At 46.3% G+C, this 21445-nt stretch carries 17 protein-coding genes; 1 reads left to right on the forward strand and 16 read right to left on the reverse strand.

The annotated features are described in order from the left end of the window. Nucleotides 1-155 precede the first annotated feature (155 nt). The 4 genes from IEY34_RS09835 to IEY34_RS09850 all read right to left on the reverse strand — a co-directional run bounded on the left by IEY34_RS09835 (nt 156) and on the right by IEY34_RS09850 (nt 3800). Nucleotides 156-809, reverse strand: a complete 654-nt coding sequence (locus IEY34_RS09835) for a carboxylesterase family protein (RefSeq protein ID WP_189010833.1) — start codon at nt 807-809, stop codon at nt 156-158. A gap of 433 nt (nt 810-1242) precedes the next feature. Beyond that, complete coding sequence (locus IEY34_RS09840) at nt 1243-2154, reverse strand: aminoglycoside phosphotransferase family protein (protein ID WP_189010835.1); 912 nt, start codon at nt 2152-2154, stop codon at nt 1243-1245. A 42-nt stretch (nt 2155-2196) separates the two neighbouring features. After that, the gene (locus IEY34_RS09845; protein WP_189010837.1) at nt 2197-2877 is read right to left on the reverse strand and encodes a DUF4166 domain-containing protein; all 681 of its coding nucleotides are present in this window, start codon (nt 2875-2877) and stop codon (nt 2197-2199) included. Then, nucleotides 2874-3800 (reverse strand): DoxX-like family protein, encoded by a 927-nt coding sequence (locus tag IEY34_RS09850; protein ID WP_229757555.1) that lies wholly within the window; start codon nt 3798-3800, stop codon nt 2874-2876. The genes IEY34_RS09845 and IEY34_RS09850 overlap by 4 nt, the downstream gene beginning before the upstream one ends. Nucleotides 3801-3889: 89 nt before the next feature. Between IEY34_RS09850 and IEY34_RS37765 the strand changes: the two genes are divergently transcribed. Continuing rightward, nucleotides 3890-4129: a S8 family serine peptidase gene (locus tag IEY34_RS37765; protein ID WP_373291215.1), complete on the forward strand. Its 240-nt coding sequence runs from the start codon at nt 3890-3892 to the stop codon at nt 4127-4129. Between the two features lie 67 nt (nt 4130-4196). On the opposite strand, the gene IEY34_RS09860 is transcribed toward IEY34_RS37765, so the two are convergent. From IEY34_RS09860 to IEY34_RS09915, 12 genes are all read right to left on the reverse strand, one after another. Then, nucleotides 4197-4754, reverse strand: coding sequence for a stalk domain-containing protein (locus IEY34_RS09860; protein ID WP_189010841.1), 558 nt, complete (start codon nt 4752-4754; stop codon nt 4197-4199). Nucleotides 4755-4991: 237 nt separating this feature from the next. Then, complete coding sequence (locus IEY34_RS09865; protein ID WP_189010843.1) at nt 4992-5705, reverse strand: glycosyltransferase family 2 protein; 714 nt, start codon at nt 5703-5705, stop codon at nt 4992-4994. Between the two features lie 61 nt (nt 5706-5766). Continuing rightward, nucleotides 5767-6471: a DUF1961 family protein gene (locus IEY34_RS09870; RefSeq protein ID WP_189010845.1), complete on the reverse strand. Its 705-nt coding sequence runs from the start codon at nt 6469-6471 to the stop codon at nt 5767-5769. A gap of 3 nt (nt 6472-6474) precedes the next feature. Further along, nucleotides 6475-8058: a sulfatase family protein gene (locus tag IEY34_RS09875; protein WP_189010847.1), complete on the reverse strand. Its 1584-nt coding sequence runs from the start codon at nt 8056-8058 to the stop codon at nt 6475-6477. Next, a complete protein-coding gene (locus IEY34_RS09880) occupies nt 8055-9254 on the reverse strand; it encodes an oligogalacturonate lyase family protein (RefSeq protein WP_189010848.1) in 1200 nt (399 codons plus the stop codon). The genes IEY34_RS09875 and IEY34_RS09880 overlap by 4 nt, the downstream gene beginning before the upstream one ends. Nucleotides 9255-9335: 81 nt before the next feature. Then, nucleotides 9336-10886 (reverse strand): extracellular solute-binding protein, encoded by a 1551-nt coding sequence (locus tag IEY34_RS09885; RefSeq protein ID WP_189010850.1) that lies wholly within the window; start codon nt 10884-10886, stop codon nt 9336-9338. A gap of 132 nt (nt 10887-11018) precedes the next feature. Continuing rightward, nucleotides 11019-11900 (reverse strand): carbohydrate ABC transporter permease, encoded by an 882-nt coding sequence (locus tag IEY34_RS09890; RefSeq protein WP_189010852.1) that lies wholly within the window; start codon nt 11898-11900, stop codon nt 11019-11021. Nucleotides 11901-11919: 19 nt separating this feature from the next. Next, entirely contained in the window at nt 11920-12888 is a 969-nt protein-coding gene (locus tag IEY34_RS09895; protein WP_189010854.1) for an ABC transporter permease, read from the reverse strand. Nucleotides 12889-13035: 147 nt separating this feature from the next. After that, nucleotides 13036-14079, reverse strand: a complete 1044-nt coding sequence (locus IEY34_RS09900; RefSeq protein WP_189011008.1) for a glycoside hydrolase family 88/105 protein — start codon at nt 14077-14079, stop codon at nt 13036-13038. Between the two features lie 11 nt (nt 14080-14090). Beyond that, the gene (locus IEY34_RS09905) at nt 14091-16700 is read right to left on the reverse strand and encodes an exo-rhamnogalacturonan lyase family protein (protein ID WP_189010856.1); all 2610 of its coding nucleotides are present in this window, start codon (nt 16698-16700) and stop codon (nt 14091-14093) included. A gap of 184 nt (nt 16701-16884) precedes the next feature. After that, nucleotides 16885-19182: an AraC family transcriptional regulator gene (locus IEY34_RS09910; RefSeq protein ID WP_189010858.1), complete on the reverse strand. Its 2298-nt coding sequence runs from the start codon at nt 19180-19182 to the stop codon at nt 16885-16887. 1373 nt (nt 19183-20555) lie between these two features. Further along, on the reverse strand, nt 20556-21365 hold the full coding sequence (locus tag IEY34_RS09915; RefSeq protein WP_189010860.1) for a hypothetical protein: 810 nt from the start codon (nt 21363-21365) through the stop codon (nt 20556-20558). Nucleotides 21366-21445: the final 80 nt, after the last annotated feature.

The following is a 21445-nucleotide window of genomic DNA, read 5'->3' on the forward strand; positions in this document are numbered from 1 at the left end:
TTTTAATATTATCATACACTCCCCAATTTCTCAGATCGATGCCTGCAACAAGCGCAAAAAAAAGCGAATCGCGCATCTCTGCGCAGCTCACTTTTTTCAATGATAAAACTATTTCAGGATTTCATCTCGATTGAAGCGAAGAATAAGCTTCGTATTTACCTTGTTTGTTCTAGTAACCATAAATATAGCTCTTGATTACTCAATGTTTCTTGCATTATGTCATGTCCCAAATCTGGATATATAGTAAGTCTAACGTTTCCTTGATGCTGTTCTATAGCGGATACCATTTCCGTCATTTGTTCTAGTGGGACGATATCATCTTTGGCACCATGAAAAGCCCAAATCGATATGTCTTTGAGCTTCTCTGCTTTTGATACTTGCCCCCCTGAACTCAAGGGTACAATTGCTGCAAACATTTCTGGATTATGTATAGCTAAATCCCAAACACCATATCCTCCTAAACTATATCCGATCAAATAAATACGTTTCCGATCAACATTATGATTAGCCGAAAGCTCATCTATTAAAGCAGTAACTGCGTCACGCTCCATATTCCAATAGGACTCAAACGGGCATTGGGGAACCGCAATTACGAAAGGCAGCGATAATTCACCTTCATTAACCGCTTCTAGCAATCCATAATTCGATAGTTGAGTTACGTTATCTCCTCTCATATCCATACCATGTAAAAAAACAATGAGTCCCCATTCTCGAGTTTCCTCTAAATATCCGTCAGGAAGACAAATTAGATAATCAATCTCTACTTTCTTGGTTATTTCCACGCTTAGTTTACTTCGTTTTATTGTCATCTAAATAATCCTTTCAAAGCCACTATTCGTTTCTTCGACTACTTCACTCGGTGAAGGAGGTTGAATTACTGTGGGAGGGATATATTCCCACAATGTCATCCAAGTACCCGCTACATTGTGCGGTCCTGCATCACTAAGGTCAGCAGGACATAACACGGGGACGCCCTTGGATTGGAGGTGACGTGATATACGCAACTCACGATCAAGTATTTTGTATGCGTACTCTGCATTTTCTTTGGAAATGACAGTAGCTATTCGGGCCACAATCGGGTGGGGAGCCAAGTGAATGATTAGGTTCCCACCATTACTGAGTTCAATAGGTGTAATGTCAGTTAAACCATTTTTTTCGGCAATTGATAATACTTGTGAAATAAGTCCGCCTTCTCCAATATTACAACAGCTCCTTATTTGTTTGAGTTAATCGAGATAGACCTCAATCCAGACAATTGGCAAAGCGTTCCGTTACTTGAATGCCTCTGTGCCAATCCGTTCCTCCGTCTTCAATCGTCCAGCAGGCCTCAAGCACGCCTCTCACTACACCCCACATCGCGATTCGGCGAGGGTCCAGTTTAAGGCGATCGGCCATAATCGCAATTCGTCCCCGCAGCACCTGCTCACAGTCACCACCTCGATCCTCGTAGTTAAGCAGATACTGGATCGTATCGAAATGGATGTCGCCGATGATGCCTTTTGGGTCAATGACAGCCCACTTCTCTTCGTCTTGTCGAAGGATATTATCATGATGCAGATCACCATGCAATAGGAAATTCTCAGGCGTGGTCGTGATAAGGTACTCCAGACATTCTTCCGCATTTTCCACCCAGCTCTCAGGTAGTGGTGCGGCTATGCTCATGTCGTCGAAACGCTTGCGGTATCGCTCGATTGCGGCGAAGTGCTGCTTCATGGACGGGTAGAATCTGCCCGTAGGTGCCAGTAGGTGAAGGCGGCGAAATACTTCGCAGAAGATATTCGTCGCACGAGCATCATCATCAATTATCGATAACGGCGTGCCAGGGTAGGCCCCCTCCAACAGGGCCACCCCCCACTCCTCATCTGCATCAAGCACTTGAATCGCCCCACGACCCTCAAAGGCGCGAAGCACACTAACTTCTCTAGAAAGCTCCTCCTTCATGAAAGATGCTTTAATAACGACTGGCTTCCCATCGCTGCGCGTTGCGCGGAGCACGAAGTTATAGGATAAATTGGAAAATGGAGCTTGAGGACTAAAGTCAAAGCGGCTTGCGCTGTCGGCGATCAGTTTAGGCAGCGCCTCCGACCATGCGACGCCTTGCTCACCGTGAAGCTCGTACATTCTTTCAATAAATGTATCAGGAATCACTATCATGCCGCCTTGCTCCTTTCAGCAATGTAGTCATAGAAAAAACAGTTACTCCCGTCTTTCTTCCCGCACTGGCTTCACATGCTGAGGAATGTCACGTTTAGCTATGGGCACGTACTCAATATCGAAGGACCCACGGTATCCAAAAAGTGTTCCAAAAATTTTGTTGTTCACCTGTACATCAATTTGAAACTTCCCTTTTTCATCATCGTACCACTCGCAGACATCCGCATAACCGGAAAAAATCATCGGAAACCGAAAACCTAGAATCCCCTCATAAAAAAATTGTTTCCCTGACCGCAGCCCCATACCGCCATTCTCCGCAACAAACATATCTATTTCAACGGCCAAATGCTGATGAGTGCCTAGATAATCTATAATTTTACGCCGTTTATCGCTGTAAATCATAGTAGCATCAAAACGTCTAATCCGGTCTGAGAATTGATAAGTCCGAATCCAAGTAACAGTCTCTCGCCCATAACTATCCCTGTATGCGTAATTCTCGATCGAGAATGGAATATGTTTTCCTCCTTGCGGAAAAAGGATGTTTCGCCACGCACCCAAGGCCAGGAAAGGAATGGTAAACCATTTGCCATACCAAACATGTTCCATAACCCCCTTGCCGATAGACGCTATTTGATTCTCGCTTCCGAAGCCAAATCGTTTTTGGATCTGGGGGTGGAGTTTGGAGAAGTCTTCACCGAGAACCTTTTCGTAGATTGAGGTCATGCTTGGTCCCTCCCTTCACCTGAACTTCGAAGACACCTTCTGGCACTCGGAAGCTCTGTTTCACCCAGTAGACTAATTATGGATAAGACTATCATTGCAACATTCAGAGTAATTGGATTGAAAGGCGCTACATAAGTCGCTGGATGTGAAGCAGCACTTAATCCAAGAAGAATCAAGACCAATATATTGATTTTATGCAGACTCCTTCGCTTCTTTCCGCTCAAAACGAGGAACAAGAGACCAAATCCGATTTCGCCTAATCCCATCAGAGTCAGGAGAGGCCTTCCATAATCAGCGAGGCCTGGTGTGCTCTGTATAATGTCCAACTCCCCCGAATCTGCTACTAACAGCTTCGGCACAAGCCCTTGATACATCCAGATAAAAAACAAGCTTATTTTCAATACAGCCTCTATAATAGAACGTCTGATCAATACATAGGGGGAAATCCCATGCTCTAGCCATAGACGCAAACAGTCAAAACTCCATGCTGTCGCCCACCCCATTATCGGCCGGAATATGAAACGGTCGATCCAAGTGCCGAATGGGCCATAACGGGTCCTATAATCATATCTAGTTAAGAAGCGAACACCTTCAACTGTAGGCACATAACGCCAAAATCCAGCTCCTTCTAAAATGAGCGAGATCGGATTAGGTGAGCTGAATTTCAGGCTAGAAGTCATAATGCCATCTCTCTCTTTGTTACCTACCGATTCGCCCTCTCCCGCAATATTAAGTCCAAAGCCGATATTGGTTTTATATACAAAGCGCTGCGGTTGTTCTTCATGGGATTTAGGAATATATGTAATCTCTGAGAACCTTAAGTCCCATTGTTGATGCAAATTAGGCGTCTGCGTGTATTTCCACAATGTTTCAATAGACACTTTCATAAGAATTTCTACATAAATGGGTTTTCTATTAATCATGGCAATTATCCTCTGAGTAAGTTGTCATTAATTACTTCACCACTCTTTACTAACTCTTTTCCAAATAATAACACAATTTTCCTGTTCCTGTGGAAGAAAGCTTATCAGAGTCCAATTATGGATTGAAATCGGGAACATCGATGTCAGCTCCACATGTCTCAGGAGTAGCGGCACTTGTTTTAGACCGAAATAAGCATTTAAGTCTTGCTGATTTAACAAAGTTATTGTTAGATACTTCAACTCCCCTTGGAAATGAGCTAGAATACGGACATGGGCTTGTTAATGCTGATGCAGCAATAAAAGCTCTGGAGGGATTAAATACAAACTAGCTTCTCTCATCATTTAGTTTATAAATGAAATAAGGCTCTAACAGCGTCACCCTCGGGAGCAAATAGATTATCTGCCAACTAGGTCGTATCCAGTGACATAGGTCTTTAAAAAGTCAAAAGCATTTGGATCGGATGGGTCGATGAATTGATCGATAACAATACCACTTTTGGGACTGATAACGAGATGTGATTTATCCTTTTTGAGTACTAGGGCTGGCAAGTAGGCCTCCTTCCCCTGTAAAGATACAAGAGTGCCGTCCAAGTACGTGTTATCTGGCAATTTGACGTTTTTATCAGCAATACAGATGTTTCTTAGTTTCTTAAGATCTGAACCTTCCTCAGGGATGCAAGCTTCCTCTGTATGTTTGCTTAATATGACATATTGATGCTCTGGGTCCCACTTGACCTCTTTTCCCATCATTTCGGCAACTGTCCGCAGCGGAACATATGTGGTTCCATTATTAATAAACGGAAGAGCATTCTCAGGAAAAACGATCTTTTGATTATTATTAAAAATGCCTTTTATTGTATAATATACCTCTATCATCGTTCCCACTGATGCATAGGCTTGAATCGATCCGAAGAATACCGCCCCACAGATAAAGCCAATTAGTATTTTCTTCATAGGTCAATCTCCTTTCTCGCAATTTTATCTATCATTGACATCAATCTCCATTGATTACACCACATTATGGAATAAAATACAAAATGAAGGTTATACCCTTCCGCGTTTAAAAGGAGATAACAAAAAGCCAAGGAGCTACGGGCTGCGCAAGAATAGGAACAGTGAAAAATAATCATCTGTTCCGTTTCATGGCTACCTTTGTGTCCTTGGCTTTATCAGTTGGCTGTGAACGCCCTATTATACTTTATGTTTGGCGACTATTTGGAAATCTCTCGTCAACGCGAGCGGCTGGCTCCCTTTCAGATAAAAGCCATCTTTCGCCCGCCAGGTGTGGCTTTGCTTATCTTTACGACGAATATACACGTAGTTGAAGGGTGTCGTTGCAAATGTTTTAAAGCCATTGTGGCTACATGCCCTGAGGAAAATCACGTCTTCTCCCAGTGAACGGTCAGGAAACCGCACCTTTCGAAGCACACGTCTGTGGAATAAAAGTGTACCCCCCTGCACAAACTGGGCCTCTTTGTTCCGCTCGTGGGGCGATCGAATGAGGAGCTGTTTGGTGGCCGCAAGAAAGACCAGGCATGCGTGCTTGCCAACAATATCGCTTTTCGTCCGGCGTATTGCTTTCATTTGCTCTTTTAAGTAGAAGGGCGAATAATAGTCATCATCATCGAATTTGGCGATATACAGGAACTTCGACTTGGAGATTCCGCAGTTGAGGCATTGACCTAACGAGGTCATCTCGTTAACTTGATACACACGGACATTGCCAACCTGTCGTGCTTTTCGGCGATAATCGTCGAGATTCATTCGGTCATGATTTAAAATAATGATGAGCTCTTTCTGCGGAAATTGCTGTCTTTGAAAATTGTACAGGATATTATCGAAAAATCTCGGGCGATTGGTACAAGTAATAATAGAAACGCCCTTTGCAGTCGCTTCTTTTCCCATTTCGCTACTCCCTTTCCTTTCAACTATTCAGCATATGCCTATAAAGGATAGTTGGTGCAGGCTAGAGACTATGGGCTGTTTTGGTTATGGCATACACCTCAAGATTGGCATACTCAGCGATTAGCGGGGCCATCTGGCGAAAGCCGATCTTCCCACCGCCAAGAGGCTTTCCGAACGATTTACCATCATCGACCCAATGAAAAATGGTCATGTCATTCACGGCGAATAAGATTTCACGCCCCCATTTAAATAATTTCATTCGGTAGGGGCCCCTGGCATCGCCAACAGAGGGGATTGGATCTCCGCCTTGCGAGACCAAATGAAAGCCATAGCTTTTGCGCAGATTGCAGGTGTGAAAGTTCCGCTCCTCTTCTTCCTTACGTCGGAAGTAGGAGACATGGAAAGCATCGATATCTCCATGGTGATATTGATCATACACGCCAGTTCTTGCGGAAAGCCGACTGTCAAACAAGTCTTCCCCATGGATTCCTCTAGCGGCAAAAAACAAGATACAAAGGCCCGGCTCACGAATCGGCCAAAAATCCCACGCAATCGCGATGTTGTCCGGAAATTCATCTGAACACCAATAGACGAAATTAGATTTCTGCCCCAGCTTGGGGTCGAGCTTGTTTTGCATTCGCATCCGATTCAGCGGAAAACTGACAACAGCCTCTCCTTCCATCTTGAAGTCACGCACATCATTCGCATCCGCCAAAGGGTTATGATAAATAAGCTCCTCCAGGGAGAATATTTCATGCCAATTCATCAACTACTTGCCTCCCCTCAATAAGCGGATAATTCCGCTCCAATCCCCGCCCATTTCCTTCCAAAACCAAGAACGTTGCTCTATAGAGAGCAACGAAGGTGGAACTCTGGAATCCCAAGGCATTCGCGAGAACGGTCTTGGATTAGATTTGGCTTCTTGCGGCCGAAACGGCATCACTTTCAATTTAGAACCCGTATCATCGAGTGCGATTTCAGGATTTCCATAGTTGATGACCCAACGAACAGCTGCCTTTTGAAGCTCATCTTTAACATCCTGAAAGTCGGGACTATCCGCCAAATCAACAAGTTCATGCGGATCATTCAGCAGATGGTACAGCTCTTCGCAGCCGCCGTTCTGATAAAAGAGATACTTCCACTCTTTGCTGCGAACATGGAGCATATAGTTAGGTGCCACATAGAATTCGGAACAGACGATCTCTCGCCTTACCGATGAAGGATCCGTAAGCAGTTCCAATAGATCCAAACCGGATCTGCCGTCAGGCTCGCGCTTCTCGCTTGTCCGATTGACAAGCGTCGGAAAAATATCAAGCAAGGTCGTCAATTCTTCACAGCGGGTCCCCGGTGCGATAACGCCAGGCCACCAGGCTAACATTGGAATGTGCAAACTACCCTCATGCCCTAGGTTTTTAAACCATAATCGGTGGTCGCCCAGCAGTTCACCATGATCCGATGTGAAAATAACGAGCGTATTGTCCGCCAGCCCCTCATCCTCCAACGTTTGCATAATCCGACCTATCTGTTCATCGATAAAAGTAATATTGGCATAATAATAGGCCCGGTTTGTACGTACGGCTTGCTCTGAGTATAGATCAGCTTCCATTGCTTGACGATGCGATGCGATATAAGGGTTTTTCGATGTTCCATCCTTATCGGACACCCAAGGCAGCGGCATGTCTTCCGGCGCATACAAATCCGTCAAGTGCGAAGGACAATCGAAAGGAGCATGTGGCTTGACGAACGATGTCCATAGGAAAAAGGGTTGGTCAGAGGGTCTTTCTTTTTGAAGCCACTCTACCGTTCGATCCCCGCACCATTGTGTGATATGAAGCTCTTTGGGCAGACCGTTCACGAGCGGCTTCAGTTCGTTATAACCAATCTCCGGAGGTTTCTCCCACCCCCAGGCATCATGCTCCATCAGGTAGCGGTCATAATCATCGAACCGGATCTCCTCTAAGCTTCCAGCCGTACGTACACCTCTCATTTCTTCTGATAAAATAAGATGGTCCATCCCATACGTTTGCTCGTCAGGTGTAAAATGCATCTTCCCGATCGCCTGAGTGTGATATCCGGCTTGGGACAAATAAGCTGCAATCGATTCATCCGCTCCAATAGCTGAGGCTGATTCGTTATTGAACACATGCGTCTTTCCCGCAGTAAACCCCGTCATGGTACAAGCTCTGGCAGGCGCACAAAGCGGATACGGAGTAATCGCGTTCTCGAAGACGGCCCCGTCCCGCCCCATGCGATCCAAATGTGGCGTTTGAATAATTTTATTTCCATAGACCCCTAACGTGTCCCATCGCTGCTGATCCGTAAAGATGAGAAGTAGATTCGGTCGGGTCTTCATGTTATTGGCATCTCGAGTAAAGATTCGAATTCTGGCATGTCGACCAGATACAAGTTGCCGTATCCCGACATATCACTAGTAAACAACACCTGTTTACCGTCCGGGCTTAGTCTTGGATGAACGTGAAGATTCTGCGTATGGAAACTGCCCCGGTGCTTGCATAATATACGCGGGCCTTGGAACCCAGTACCATCGTTCCGCCATACTTGCAGCGTATCTTGATATTGCTGCCCATGATAAGCGCTCGTTTGCTGACCGTCACCGATGACGAGCGATAGATCATTGGAATGAACATGCATATTCTGAAATGGAAATTCGTACTGCTCAATGTGACTATTATCAAAAAGGACAGATCCGATAATTTTTCCCGTATGATCCTCAAGAGAGTTCGTAAAACCGTGATAGCCGATGTGAATACCGTCTGACATCCAATATTCGTGACCGACATATTCATTGGTCATCTTATCCTTTACCTTCCAATTGCGTCCCGTTTCGATATCCAGCACCCAGATCCGATGATCAATCATTTCCCAAGGCCCTTCATGACAAAATGTTAACAGATGAGGCTGCGTTGGCGATGTATTGACGTGGCCGATCCAGAGCTGATCCTCATAAAGCTTTTTCACTTTTCCGCTCTCAGGCGATACCGCCATAATCATACTGTGCGGCTTCGCACGGAAATACTCCTCGAATCCCAAGTAACCATTCTTGGTATCCATCGCGATACTGTGCGTTAAATCCTGATTCAGACCAAAGCATAACCACTGCCCGTCTGCGGTGCAGCTCAAGCTGCCGAATTTATAATCCTGTGGAATCGTATAGAGAATCCTTTCTTCCATCGTTCCCAGGTTGATTGCCATGATTAAGTTGTCATAATAGAAATAGGCCTCATGTCCGTCTGGATGAAGAAAGGTCCCTTGAATCCGGGATTCACGGCCGCGTTCCAAATCCGTTAGTTGCGTCATACTGCCATTGTGCAAATCCATGCTGTATAGATTGGTAACATTCTCTCGATCCGATCCAAAGAGCAGCTTCCCATCCCCATAGAAGCCGTTATTCGTAAAATAGATATGGTGACTGTGCGAGCAGTGATTCGTTAGCTGAGTTACGGTTACACCCGTGATCAAATCTGTATAACTGCGCTGTTCCGAAGGCCAAACCGTACCTTTACCGCCTCTGGATCTTGCCATTGTCATCGCAATCGCTCCTTTGGGTCCAGTCCTATTGAGCGACTGGACCTATCCTCAAGTGTAGGTTCACTTACTTGCCTTACTTCCTTACTTAACCTTGCTTGCAGCGAAAGCTTCACTTATTTCTTTCGTATAGTCATCGCCACCGCTCTTTTTCCACAAATCCATGTCGGCTTTATAGCCGGCCTCATCCGTTTTGCCGACAATGAATTTAATTCTTGCATCTTCCACCATTTGATCCAATTGCGCGCCTTTTTGCGTGTAGGTTGTCGTTGTGAATGGCTCTCCTGGATTTGTGACAATGATCTTCTCATTTGCTTTTTGCACATCGACCGACTTCGTGCGAAGCGGTGTAGATGGTTTGAACATATCAGGTATAATGTACGGAATCGAAGATAAGATCTGGTTCATATTCTTGTTATTAATATCAGGAGCCATAGGGTCAGTCGGAACGATAAGAATAACCTGTTTGCCGTCCTCTACTTTATAGTGAACACCTTCAATACCAAAGTTGAGCAGCGCTTGCATGTCTTTATCATTGGTTTTATCCAAGAAAGTCAGCACTTTCTTCAGATCAGCTTCGGTTTTAACAGTGGATTTCGAGATCAGAAACATGCCGTTGTGTCCAGCTGTCGGTTGGTTATGAAGACCGGTAGGTCCGCTAACTGCTCCAATTAAATCAATACTGCCCTTCGGATTGACTTGCTTCATTTTCTCTTCAATTTGATAAGAGCGTTCTGTGACGTCAACCGCTACACCCGCTTGTCCGTTAATGATCGGATCATTCCATTTCGCGGAATCATAAACGGCAAAATCTTGATTGATTAGCTTCTCATCATACAGCTTTTTAAAAAACTTGAGAGCCTCCATATATTCTGGGGTCAAATGGGCAGGTATCAGCTTGCCGTCTTTCTCAGCCCACTTATTCGGAGCCCCGAACCAAGTTTGCATAATATCAAAAGGACCCGCATATTTGGTTACGACCATGCCGTACGTATCATTTTTGCCGTTCTTATCAGGATCGTTGGTGGTGAATGCCTTTAACATGGCATAAAATTCATCAATCGTCTGCGGTTCCTTCATGCCTAAATTATCAAGCCAGTCCTTACGATAGCTGATCCCCATCCGTCCGATCGGGCGGGATACGTAGAGGCCATAGAATTTGCCATTAACTGACGTGTTGTTAAGAACAGTTGGGTTTGCTTGTTTAAGATTCGGATAATCTTTGAGATAAGGACCGATTTCCCAGAATGCGCCTCCTTTAATAGCGTTGGCAACAGCCGGCAACTTCGCGTTATTTACAAATAGAAGCGAAGGAACGGAACCGGAAGCAAGCGTTATGTTCAGTTTATCGTTATAGCTTGCATCAGGAACAAATTGGAAATCGAGTTTCGTTTTCGTGTATTCTTCGACTTTTTTCCACACTTTACTTTCCGGGGTAGCCGTATCATTGTAGTAGCTCTTCAACATAATACTAATCGGGAAAGGCTTTTCATTGGCAACCGGCGTCGTCCCTGCAGTCGTCTTAGGTGTCGATTTAGATCCTCCAGTATCCGAGCTGCACCCCGCAATAACTGTAACTGCCAATATCACGCTGGTTGTTGCAAATAATGGTTTTTTCTTTTTATCCCAATTCATCGTCTATTTCCTCCCTTTGTCAATTCAAAATGTACTTGTTTATGATGAAGCAGCCCTCTGTCTTCAACCCTTTTCCGATCTAGGACGAATACTGCGACAATCCGAAAATAGTCACCGCTAACACGATAGCGTTTAACCTTTTACCGCACCGATTAAAACACCTTTGGCAAAATACTTTTGAATAAACGGGTATACCATCAAAATCGGCAATGTGCCCACGACGATGATCGCCATTTTAATCGATTGATCCGGTGGTTTTACGTAAGTAGGATCGTAAGTTCCCATTTCAAGCGCTCCCGTTGCCATAAGAACAATTTGCCGCAAGAGAACCTGCATCGGCCACTTCTTGGCGTCAGATAGATAAATCAAAGCATTGAAGAAATCATTCCAATGGGCAACGGCGTAGAAAAGAGCAAATGTTGCGATAACCGGTTTAGAGAGCGGCAGCACAATTCGCCACAGCACACCAATATCGTTGCACCCATCAATGCGGGCTGATTCAATCAGTTCGTTCGGGATTTCTTGAAAAAATGATTTCACGACAATTAAATTAAAGGCGTTGATCGCGACAGGCAGCATGACCGCCCAGTAGGTGTTCAATAGTCCTAAACTTTTTACAACCAGATAAGTAGGAATAATCCCGCCGCTAAACACCATCGTAAAGATGATCATATTCAAGACGATATTCCGGCCAATCATCTGCTTCCGCGATAACGCATAGGCCATCGTAAAGGTGAAAAATAGATTTACAAGGGTCCCTCCCACCGTTATAAATACGGATACGACCAAACTACGTGGCAGCGTATTATCTTTAAAAACAAATTTATAAGCATCAAATGTAATGTCCTTGGGGATGAGGAAAAAAGATCTGCTTCCGATCTCCAGATCGCTTGCGAACGATCCCGCCACGATATACATAACCGGAAGAATCATGGCAAGAGCAACAATCGCAAGAAACAAATAGTTGGCGATATCAAAGCATTTTTCGCCTACAGACATATGACGAGTGTTCATCGTGATCTCCTCCTTTCAATCAGAATATACCGGAATGCCCAGCCCTTTTGGCCAAATAATTGGTTGTGAACACGAGAATGACACTGATAATGGCTTTAAATAGCCCTACTGCGGCACTATAGCTGAAAGCGCCCTGAATGATCCCCGCCGTGTAAACATAGGTGTCAAATACTTCGGCAACCGGCCTATTTAGCGGGTTAATCATTAATAAAACCTGTTCAAATCCACGATCCATAAAGTGGCCCATACGCAAAATCAGCACGACAATGATAGTCCCCTGAATAGCTGGCAGCGTAATGTGCCAAAGCTGGCGAAATCGATTCGCTCCATCCACGATGGCGGCTTCATATTGCTCTTGATCCACCCCTGCAAGCGCTGCGAGGAAGATGATCGTTCCCCAGCCCATCTCTTTCCAAATACTCTGTGTAATGATCATGGGACGAAACCAGCTCTCACTAGTTAGAAAGTCGATTTTATGCCCGAATAGCTTCAGCACCCATTCATTGATGACCCCACCTTCGGTCGTTAGAAGAAGATAAGAAATACTGGCAACGATAACCATCGAAATAAAATGCGGAATATAAATCAGCGATTGAATAAACCGTTTGTAGAAAGATTTGCGGACTTCGTTTAGCAATATAGCCAGGATAATTGGCGCCGGGAAGAAAAACACCATGTCATACAAACCAAGCAAAAGCGTATTGCGTATCAATTGAAAAAAGACAGGATCTTGAAAAAATTGTTTGAAATTAGCTAGCCCGACCCACTCGCTCTCCAAAAAACCAACATAAGGCTGATAATTTTTGAAGGCTAACAGGACCCCCCACATCGGAACATATTTAAATAGTAGGAAGTAGGCCAATCCCGGCAGCAGCAGCAACAGCAAGTATTTATCTCTAACTACTTTGGCTATCCATGTGCTTCGCTTGGAAGTTCTTACGGTTGGGACAGGCACGATGTACTGTTCAGCTTCCGATGTTTTGATCATGTTCTCACTCCTTCGCAATTGCGATTTCAGCTTGTGGCTTTGTAGGTTAAACACTATAAGATTCGAAAATTTCTGACAATAACACTATTTCGAAAGCGCTTTAGCAAAAAAGTATGAATCTAGAAAAAAATGATTAGCATGAAATCCTTACTCCATCTGCGAGTTATCCGTTGCCCATTTGTACGTTAGAAGTGAAGATAGGAAGACTAATGCCAGACCCTGCCCCCAGCCTTGAATCCGCCCATGTGCCACCCCTTTATAGCCCTCGACACCCTTCATTACCGCTGTTCCAGCCGATACATCTAACACAGTACCGTTATGCGAAACTTTCGATACTATGGCAGGCACAGCCTTCTGAATATATTTATTGTACATCGGCGCGCCGATGGCTTCATTATACCGTATCAATCCCGCAGCAAGACCCGCGGAGCCCGATGTCTCCTCATAGGCCGTTGGATCGTTCAGTACCGTGTGCCAAAGTCCCTGATCGGATTGCAGCCGAACGATGCTGCTGAGTTGATCACGCAAGGAATCGTAAATTTTCATGTAGGATGGATGTGTAACTTCTACAAGATGCAGCGCTTCGGACATGGTATAAGCCGCCCATGAATTGCCCCTCGCCCAATAAACGCCGGACATGTTATTCTGGGCGATATGGTCCCAACCGTGTAGATACAAATTCGTTTCCCGATCCTGCAAGAAACGCTCATGGGCATGGTACTGGAGCAAGCCATCCTCCAGCCAATCGTTTCTGCGCAGCAGCGTTCCGATACGAATCAGAAAATAGCCGGCCATAAACATCGTATCCACCCAAGCTTGCTGCGGAAAATCGTAATTTTGGGAGACCGTATGCTGAAACACGCCATCAGCGAATCGAACAGCATCCGTTCTCAGGAATTCCGCCATCTGAACAGCCGTTTCCAGATAACGTTCGCATTGGGTTTGCTCGTAAAGGGTAAGCAAGGTATGACCGATGGATACCGCGTTAACCGTTAATGGCGGAATGCCATCCTCGAACTGCTCATCGATCCATGCCCGTAGTGGTTCCAAATACGTCGTTTCACCCGTAGCCAGAAATGCTTGTCCTACTCCATAGAAAGCGACACCGGCTGGCCAATCCCATGTCATATCCATCTGAAACGTTCTCGTAACGATCCGGTCGATCGCTTGTTTAATCTCCAATTCATTCATCGTTACGTATTTCAAAACCGTTCATCTCCCATCGGTAGTTCGTTCCCAATCAGCTCCAGGCATATAATTGCATTCAATGACCATTGCGATGTGACGTTCGTCGTGATGTTCGGCCGTTCATGAATAGGTCGCACATAGGCGAGCTCAGGCACTGGATACGTGCGTGTTGCGTCCTCGCTTTCACCCGGCAGACGATTCTCCATAAGGATACGCCATGTTTTCACTGCCAATTCCGTATTGCCGCGCCTATTGGCAGCGTAAGCAGCCATCCCTGCCGCAAACATCGGCCAGCTGAACTTGTCAGCATGCATAATACCATTCGTGCGAGCTAACCTCTCTTCAGGTTCCAGGTAATAGAATTCCCCAAATTCTACGAGCATGTCGTCCCATTCCGGATCGGAGAGCAGATGTGCAAGCTCGATCCACACTTGCGGAGCGCCGAAAGAAACGACCATGTGATAAGCGTAATTACCGTCGCTGATATGGGTAAGAATCCCGCTGTTGGGATCGTATCCGAATGTAGTCCCTGAGAGAAGCCGGAAGGGTGCAGCCTTCAAATTCTTAATCCCTTGCAGGATCTTATCGCGGTATTCGGAAGTCTCGAAGCGCTCCCATTGCGACATCCAATTGGAACTGAAGGCCGCCCAGTCCGGGCCGCTCCTGACGTGGGTTGGATGTTCATCCTTCGGGAAATAGGCTCGCATCGGGTCAATGACTACGGTCGCGAAGTCGGCGTCGGCCACTTCCGCCAAAATATCGCCAATTCGTTCATCTGCTGTCAAGAAGTAATAATACCGGTGCAGTCCTGCCATAGCGATACGCGCTTCCTTGCATCCGCAGCCCCAGTGAACGACGTTATGTCGAGAACCAAGCCCGGCATATTCGCCCAAATGATACATATCGACTTCACTCGTATGACGCGTCATAGCTTCAGCTATGCGGAACAAATCGGCTCGTCCCGACCGCAGGAAGGAAAGCCATAGCCAGATATTCGGCACAAGCTCCGTATTCTGCCAGGCAAATCCGCCTACGTCGTATCTCCATTCATGTCGTACGTCATCATACGTATGCATGAAATCTCCATAATCCCAGAAACCGTACCACCTTCGTTGTTCGATCTCCTGCTTGTAGAAGCTCAGGCAAGCGTCGAGTTGCTCTTCCATCCAAGCTTTAGCAGGCGTACTGCGGTCAGGCAGGCTCCAGATACCGAATACGTTCGTATCATGATAACGTGCTGGCTCGCAGATGAGCTGCGGCGGGGCTTGAACTTGTTCGGTCATATCGGCAAGTTCCGCAGCAGTCGGAGTCGCCTCGCAGCACCAAAGCATTAGCTCGTTCGTATTTCCGATTCCATAAGGTGTGCTGCCCAGCTCTTCCGCTCCTTCATAGGCGGATTCCACATGTGTTGCCGTATCATAATGACGCATATCCATAGCCGCCGCATCCGGCGACCAGAACCAGAGTGTTAGCTTGGCCTCATCTGTCGTCATCCCGTTTAATTCTAGAGATGCAGGGTGCTTCTGCCAAAAATTGCGCAGCCCGGCTGCAAGTCCGCCGTAAGCGTCTCCGGCATATACGAGCCCTCTCGAACGATTGCCGCTGACGGCTTTCACCCAACTGCATGCTTCATTGGTTTGTTTGACGACAGTATAGGAGTCGGCGGAAAGCTGATTTAACTTGTAATTGTCCCATGCAGCGGAATCATCCAGCAGCATCTTGAACTTGGCATCCTTCTCTTGATCGAAGGCAATCGGTTCACCGGCTTGCTGCTGCCGGAACATATCCATATAGACGCCCTTCGTTCGCCATGTTGACAAGTGACGGGGCGATTCACTGAAAAAGCCCGTATCGCCAGCAAAACGAACATACCTGTTATAAAGGGGCGCAGTCAGCGGCAAACCAAACGAGATGCCAAGCCCTTTCACGAAATCCTCCTGCGGATTTCCATTGAATAGGAAGGTATGAACGATCCGAATCGATGCTTGGTTGGCATAGAAATATAGACGCAGTCTGAAGGGGAGCCACGAACGATCGCCTGCCCTGGAGAGATGCTCGCCCTCCACCCTGAGTACGACGCGCGAAGGACCCATCTGTTCAATCGTTACGGATGTGACCTCGCCGGTGAATGATTCTTCCTGGTAAACACGGCCGCTCGCTGTCGTCCGTCGCTCCTCGCGCATACAAACGAGCGAACCTTCCGAGCTGATTAACTTCTCTCCATGATAGAGAGCGCGGATTAATGCCTTTCCCTGCTTAGCTACGATACATCGGATGACACCGGTATCGACGGTCACTTCATCAGCAGATTGTGTAACCTTCAGGTCTGAGCCTGTCTGCTTCGCTTTAGACTCTTCATCCGCAGCTTGCAGTAAATAGCCTTTACTTTCTGGCTTGTTGAACGACGTAGCGTGCGCTGTCCACTTCACACTCCCGTCAGGCCAATAGGCGGTTGGCCAACTCTGAAGCTTCAGCGGATCTCCTGATGGATTGATCAGGGTGAACGAACTGGCTTTCAGCCGATCCAATTCACCTTGAGGCCAAGGTACTCCCCATGTAACGCCGCAAGAATTCGGAAGCGCTTGTTCCAGCCAATGCACGCGGACTTGCTTTATCTGTTCCATTTCTCTTGTACCCCTTTCCCAATTTATTTGGTTCCTTGGTTCCAGATTAATATCTGGGGGAATTTCCATCAATGACACTTTCTAACGCCCTATAGGATGGGATATTTCACTTTTTTGCGGGATTAAGACTTTTTTTCAAACTCAAAAAAACCGCCTCTATGGGCGGTTTTGCAGGATGAAGCGATTAGTTTCTGTTTAACTCCCGATATCGGCTTGGCGTTATGCCTTCTTGTTTCTTGAAAATTCGGTTAAAATAGCTTGGCTGATAGCCAGCCATTTCGGCAATGTCATTGATTTTCATATCCGTATCACGTAAAAGCTCCTTCGCTTTTCCGATTCGAAGCTCGGTTAAATAGTCAATAAAATTTTTGCCGCTGACCTGCTTGAATACTTTGCTTAGCGCAACCGTATTCGTACCCGCGTAGTCGGCGCAGCTGTCCAGCGATATATCCTTCATGTAATTGGTCTGCAGATAGATCATTGTCATTTCTACTGTCTTCTTCATTTGTGCGTCAGATCGCGATTCCAGCTCCGCCATGATTGTGCTTATTACTTTATCGTGGAACCAGGCGATCATTTTCAGCGGGTCTCCGATTTGCATAAGTTGTTCGTATAAATTGACCGATTTAAATATTCGGTTTGGATCCAAGTTTGCAAGCCGAATCGCATGCAAGATACTCCCTAGCAATTGAAGATTGCCTTGCTGAATGTCGATCACCTTGGCTCCGCGTTCGAGCAATTCGTCCATAAAAGCCTGAATAAGCTGCTTCGCTTCTTCATTGTGACCGACCCGAATCGCTTGAATAATCTCTCTTTCGAGTGCGAATGGATAATGAATTTCATGGTTCTCTTTCTCGAGTTCATCCAGCGTTTCCAGGTCAATAATTTGGTTGCGGCTTTCGAAACGGCGTCTGCTGGATGCCTGCATCGCTTCCTCGAAACGGGAGGGCACATGGACGACAGACAAAGCAAGATTGCCGATGGTGACCGATACGTACATTTTCAGCGTGTTATGAATTCCTTGAGTCAGTTCTTGACTGAACGTTCTGATTACTTCTGGCTTCTCAATTCCTTCTGATAGAATGATGAGGATACCAATGGACAAATCGTGAAAATTCAACACTTCTGCTTGTTCGAAACGACTCGACGCCAGCTCCTTCGTAATATTGGCAGCAGCGAAAGTGACCAGCCCTTCATCGCCGGACGAGAAGCGCCCCTCCAAATTTTCAAACCCGCTCAGTTGAATATACAGCATGGCGTATTGCCGATTGTCCACTGACCAGCCAAAATTGCGCATTCGCTCCAGGAGAGCTTGCTCGGAGTATGAGTAGAGATACCCTTGAACAAGTTGCAGCAGGAAGCCTTCCTTCAGATGCGGGAGCTGCTCCTCCAGCTTATTCTGAAGCGTCATACTCTCTCGGGTTAAATTCAGCCATTCTTTCTCAATAATTTTAAAATCATCATTTTGTTCTTTCCGGAGCGCCGCTATGCCTGTCTTTCCCGTTAGCAAGTTGACTAACTGTGCGATAGGTGAATAGATACGCCGGGAAGCCAGCCAAGATAAAACGAACGCGAGCAGCAGCATCCCGATGCTTAGCGTCAAAACCAATTGAGAAATAAAAACGACCGGCTTGGTAATTGCGCTGATCGGCGATGCCGTGACATACGTCCAAGTGGTACCGACGCGGGACATGGTGCCGAACGCTACCGTATACGTCGCTTCGTTCCATTCAAACAGGAATGAGCCTGATTGGGTCTTCCTGGCCAGCACCTCACTCTTAATAGCTTCATCCAATTGCGATGCTGGCCCTCTCCCCGAGCTAGACAGCAATCGATCGCCATTTTCCTCCAATAGAAACGTCCCCCCGTCGGTATACGGGGCTAACGTTTGCAGCAATTTGGCGACCTTCTCGGTGTTGAGCCGAACCGCAATGACGCCAAATGGGTTCTCGTTGGTTTCAGGTATTTTCACCATTAACGACAGGGCGTTGTCACGTGGAAAACCGGATTCCGAAGTATGCTGAGACCAGAAAACCTTCTTATCAATCGCTAGCAAATCCCTATATCCTTCGATCTGTACAGCACTCGTTATTGCTTCGTACTGCGGATGAAACCGCACCGGGGCTGCCCCCTCCAAGAATAACTCGGTTTCCAAAGCCAGCGGATTCGCGCCTTTCATATTGGCTAGCGTCTGCGTCATGTTGCGAGCAATCTCGAAATCACGCGATAGAGTTAGACTTGCTAATGAGTAACTGAAACTTGGATCGAAGGCCCAATGCATAACCGACGTCTCCAAATAAGCGAACTGCTCGTCAATGTTAGCTGCTCTCAGCTGAATCTGTTTATTATGCATTTGGAGCAGCTCATTTTCCAGACGCCCTCCAGCCAGCCAATAAATGAAACCTCCGAAGATAAGCCCAGGAATACTGGAAATAAGGAGAATCATAATCCAATTATTTCGAAAGCGCTTACTTTTGAACACAAAATCACTTCCCCTGATATCCGTATGTCTGAACTTTACAATGTGTCTTTATCTGGCAGGTATGCTTAATATTTAATAATTCGCCTAATTCGATCATTTCCCTTTATTGTTTTAAATAAGCTGATCTTGGGATATGATCCAGACCGCTATAACGTTCACCCCCCTGCTTGTTACGAAGGTTGGTTCGGACGCTCTATCGGGTCCAGCCAAGGATAGCCACTGGCTTTGGGAATAGTGAGCGACTGAGTGAGTGAATGAGTGACTAAGTGGGAACTATGATCCTCTATTTCCCATAAAGTCGACACTTCCGCAGGCAATAGGAAACTATGATCCTCTATTTTACGCAATTCAGCCAAGATGGAAGCATTTAGGGGCAAATAAGACCCTGTAGTTCCCTCTCAAGTCAAAATCAGCTCATTTCGCTCAAATAGCGCCCTGTAGTTCCCCTTCACGATGGCTTCAATCTCGTTTTTGTTGCCAAGCAGCTTACCCAGCGCAATGAGGGATGAAACAGCCTTATTTCCTTCCATACTTGGAGATGAATAGGCAAGCTACATGATCGACTTTCCGCTAAATTGCTCCCTCTCGCTAACTGGAGTATTCCGAACAAATTCGCGCTTGGGAGTAGGCGTAGCTACGGATTAGAGCCTCCAAAGACCCCTATTCCCCAAAACGAGCCGATTTGGGCACGTATAAGAGCTTCCATGAGCTCTTAATTCTTGGGTTGGAGGAGTTTCGGGGGTTAAATCGGGATTTATTGGATGGTTGGCAATGAAAAAAAGGCTGCCCTTGAATAACCATTCTAGCCGCCAAATTAGTCACTTCTTTTTTCGCTCAGTGATCTTGAAAGTCTCCAAACGCGATGCGGTATGCAATCAGAAAAGTAGACGCTATTCGTCACATTATTTATTTGAGCCCAATATTCTCCCTCTATGCTCACAATCTTGGTTGGTACGTGCCGTAGGGTTCCGTCTGGGTCGATCACGACGGCTGTCGTGATTTGGCCTGCATCGGCTCGTAATTCCAGCACAGCATTCTTTTGCTCCATGCTTTTAACCATTTGCCCGGTCAGTTTACCAATAAACGCATCGGTTTTATCCGAAGTCGACAAAATAATAACACTGTTTCCTCCACCTGCGGATAAGCGTTGTTCCAGCTTTTGTGCATCCCCGGTATAGGTTGTTGTGGATTTGCCGCCTAGTTCATCCTTGGCTGTGGTACCAAATATTCGTTCGATTCATTATATCAACTCGTTCCTTTGGTTATAATGCGGTAAGATCCATTTCAAGGGCAGATTTTTATTGATCATGACGGGGACACAAAAAAAGCTGCCGCATACGATCTAGAAAGATCGCAATGCAGCAGCTTGTGGTTTAAGACTGTTGAGCTGGAGCTGAGGGTCCACCCGGCTTGTCATGGTGTTGTTTCGGCCCCTCATTATGTGGCGGCGCGCTTGGGCGTTCCCCGCCTTTGCGTTCGACGAAGCTTTTGAGCTCGTCGGTTAAGCTGTCTTTCAGCTTGGCTATCAGCTGATCTTCCGTTATCCCTTTGGCAGCGGCGATTTCGGCAATCGATTTCCCTGCTTTGCGCTCGCTGTTCAGTTCATCTTCGGTGATGCCCAGCATAGCTGCAAGCTGATGCGGATCTCCCCAGATGCCGCCAGGCATACTGCCCGGGCGAGGCCCCTGGTTCGGTTTCCCTTTGAAATCCATCACCCTAGGTTTGGCTTCAATGGCTTTCTTCAAGCGTTCAGCCAGACCAGACTTAAGCTTATCGGCCTGTTCCTGCTTAATTTTACCTGCGCTTAGCGCATCGTCAATCTTCTTCGTCTCGGATGCGGTCAACTTGCTGAGGAGCTCATCTTCCGTTAAATTGGCTTTCTCTTTGGCAATCTCAACGAGTGTCTTTCCCAGCTTGATTTGTTCTTTCAAAACAGACGGGTCGATGCCGAGAATGGCCGCGTAATCTTGCGGTCCTTTGCCAAATTCGAAGCCGCCTTTTACGGGTCCATGACCTTCGAAACCTTTATGATTGCGGTCTTGGAATGTATCTTTCTTAGGTGCAGATGTGGCTGTGCTCGTTTCATTAGCGAATACTTGATTATGCTGCAGCGCAAAGCCGCCGCCGACCAGCAAGCCGGCTGCGAGAGTACCGATCACCATTTTTTTATGAAGCTGCTTCATCTAGGATTCCACCTTTTTCATGAATTGGTCGTATTTTCTTCAGTATAGAGCTTAATTGTGAAGGAAATTAGAACACTTTC

This window comes from Paenibacillus marchantiophytorum, assembly GCF_014640555.1.
Classification (GTDB): domain Bacteria; phylum Bacillota; class Bacilli; order Paenibacillales; family NBRC-103111; genus Paenibacillus_E; species Paenibacillus_E marchantiophytorum.

What these genes read in the sequence shown, in the direction of transcription:
- IEY34_RS09890 (WP_189010852.1), bottom strand. Translation starts at nt 11,900, where the DNA reads ATGAACACTCGTCATATGTCTGTAGGCGAAAAATGCTTTGATATCGCC.
- IEY34_RS09840 (WP_189010835.1), bottom strand. Translation starts at nt 2,154, where the DNA reads ATGATAGTGATTCCTGATACATTTATTGAAAGAATGTACGAGCTTCAC.
- IEY34_RS09865 (WP_189010843.1), bottom strand. Translation starts at nt 5,705, where the DNA reads ATGGGAAAAGAAGCGACTGCAAAGGGCGTTTCTATTATTACTTGTACC.
- IEY34_RS09880 (WP_189010848.1), bottom strand. Translation starts at nt 9,254, where the DNA reads ATGACAATGGCAAGATCCAGAGGCGGTAAAGGTACGGTTTGGCCTTCG.
- IEY34_RS09835 (WP_189010833.1), bottom strand. Translation starts at nt 809, where the DNA reads ATGACAATAAAACGAAGTAAACTAAGCGTGGAAATAACCAAGAAAGTA.
- IEY34_RS09845 (WP_189010837.1), bottom strand. Translation starts at nt 2,877, where the DNA reads ATGACCTCAATCTACGAAAAGGTTCTCGGTGAAGACTTCTCCAAACTC.
- IEY34_RS09895 (WP_189010854.1), bottom strand. Translation starts at nt 12,888, where the DNA reads ATGATCAAAACATCGGAAGCTGAACAGTACATCGTGCCTGTCCCAACC.
- IEY34_RS09905 (WP_189010856.1), bottom strand. Translation starts at nt 16,700, where the DNA reads ATGGAACAGATAAAGCAAGTCCGCGTGCATTGGCTGGAACAAGCGCTT.
- IEY34_RS09875 (WP_189010847.1), bottom strand. Translation starts at nt 8,058, where the DNA reads ATGAAGACCCGACCGAATCTACTTCTCATCTTTACGGATCAGCAGCGA.
- IEY34_RS09870 (WP_189010845.1), bottom strand. Translation starts at nt 6,471, where the DNA reads ATGAATTGGCATGAAATATTCTCCCTGGAGGAGCTTATTTATCATAAC.
- IEY34_RS09860 (WP_189010841.1), bottom strand. Translation starts at nt 4,754, where the DNA reads ATGAAGAAAATACTAATTGGCTTTATCTGTGGGGCGGTATTCTTCGGA.
- IEY34_RS09885 (WP_189010850.1), bottom strand. Translation starts at nt 10,886, where the DNA reads ATGAATTGGGATAAAAAGAAAAAACCATTATTTGCAACAACCAGCGTG.
- IEY34_RS09915 (WP_189010860.1), bottom strand. Translation starts at nt 21,365, where the DNA reads ATGAAGCAGCTTCATAAAAAAATGGTGATCGGTACTCTCGCAGCCGGC.
- IEY34_RS09850 (WP_229757555.1), bottom strand. Translation starts at nt 3,800, where the DNA reads ATGATTAATAGAAAACCCATTTATGTAGAAATTCTTATGAAAGTGTCT.
- IEY34_RS09900 (WP_189011008.1), bottom strand. Translation starts at nt 14,079, where the DNA reads ATGAATGAATTGGAGATTAAACAAGCGATCGACCGGATCGTTACGAGA.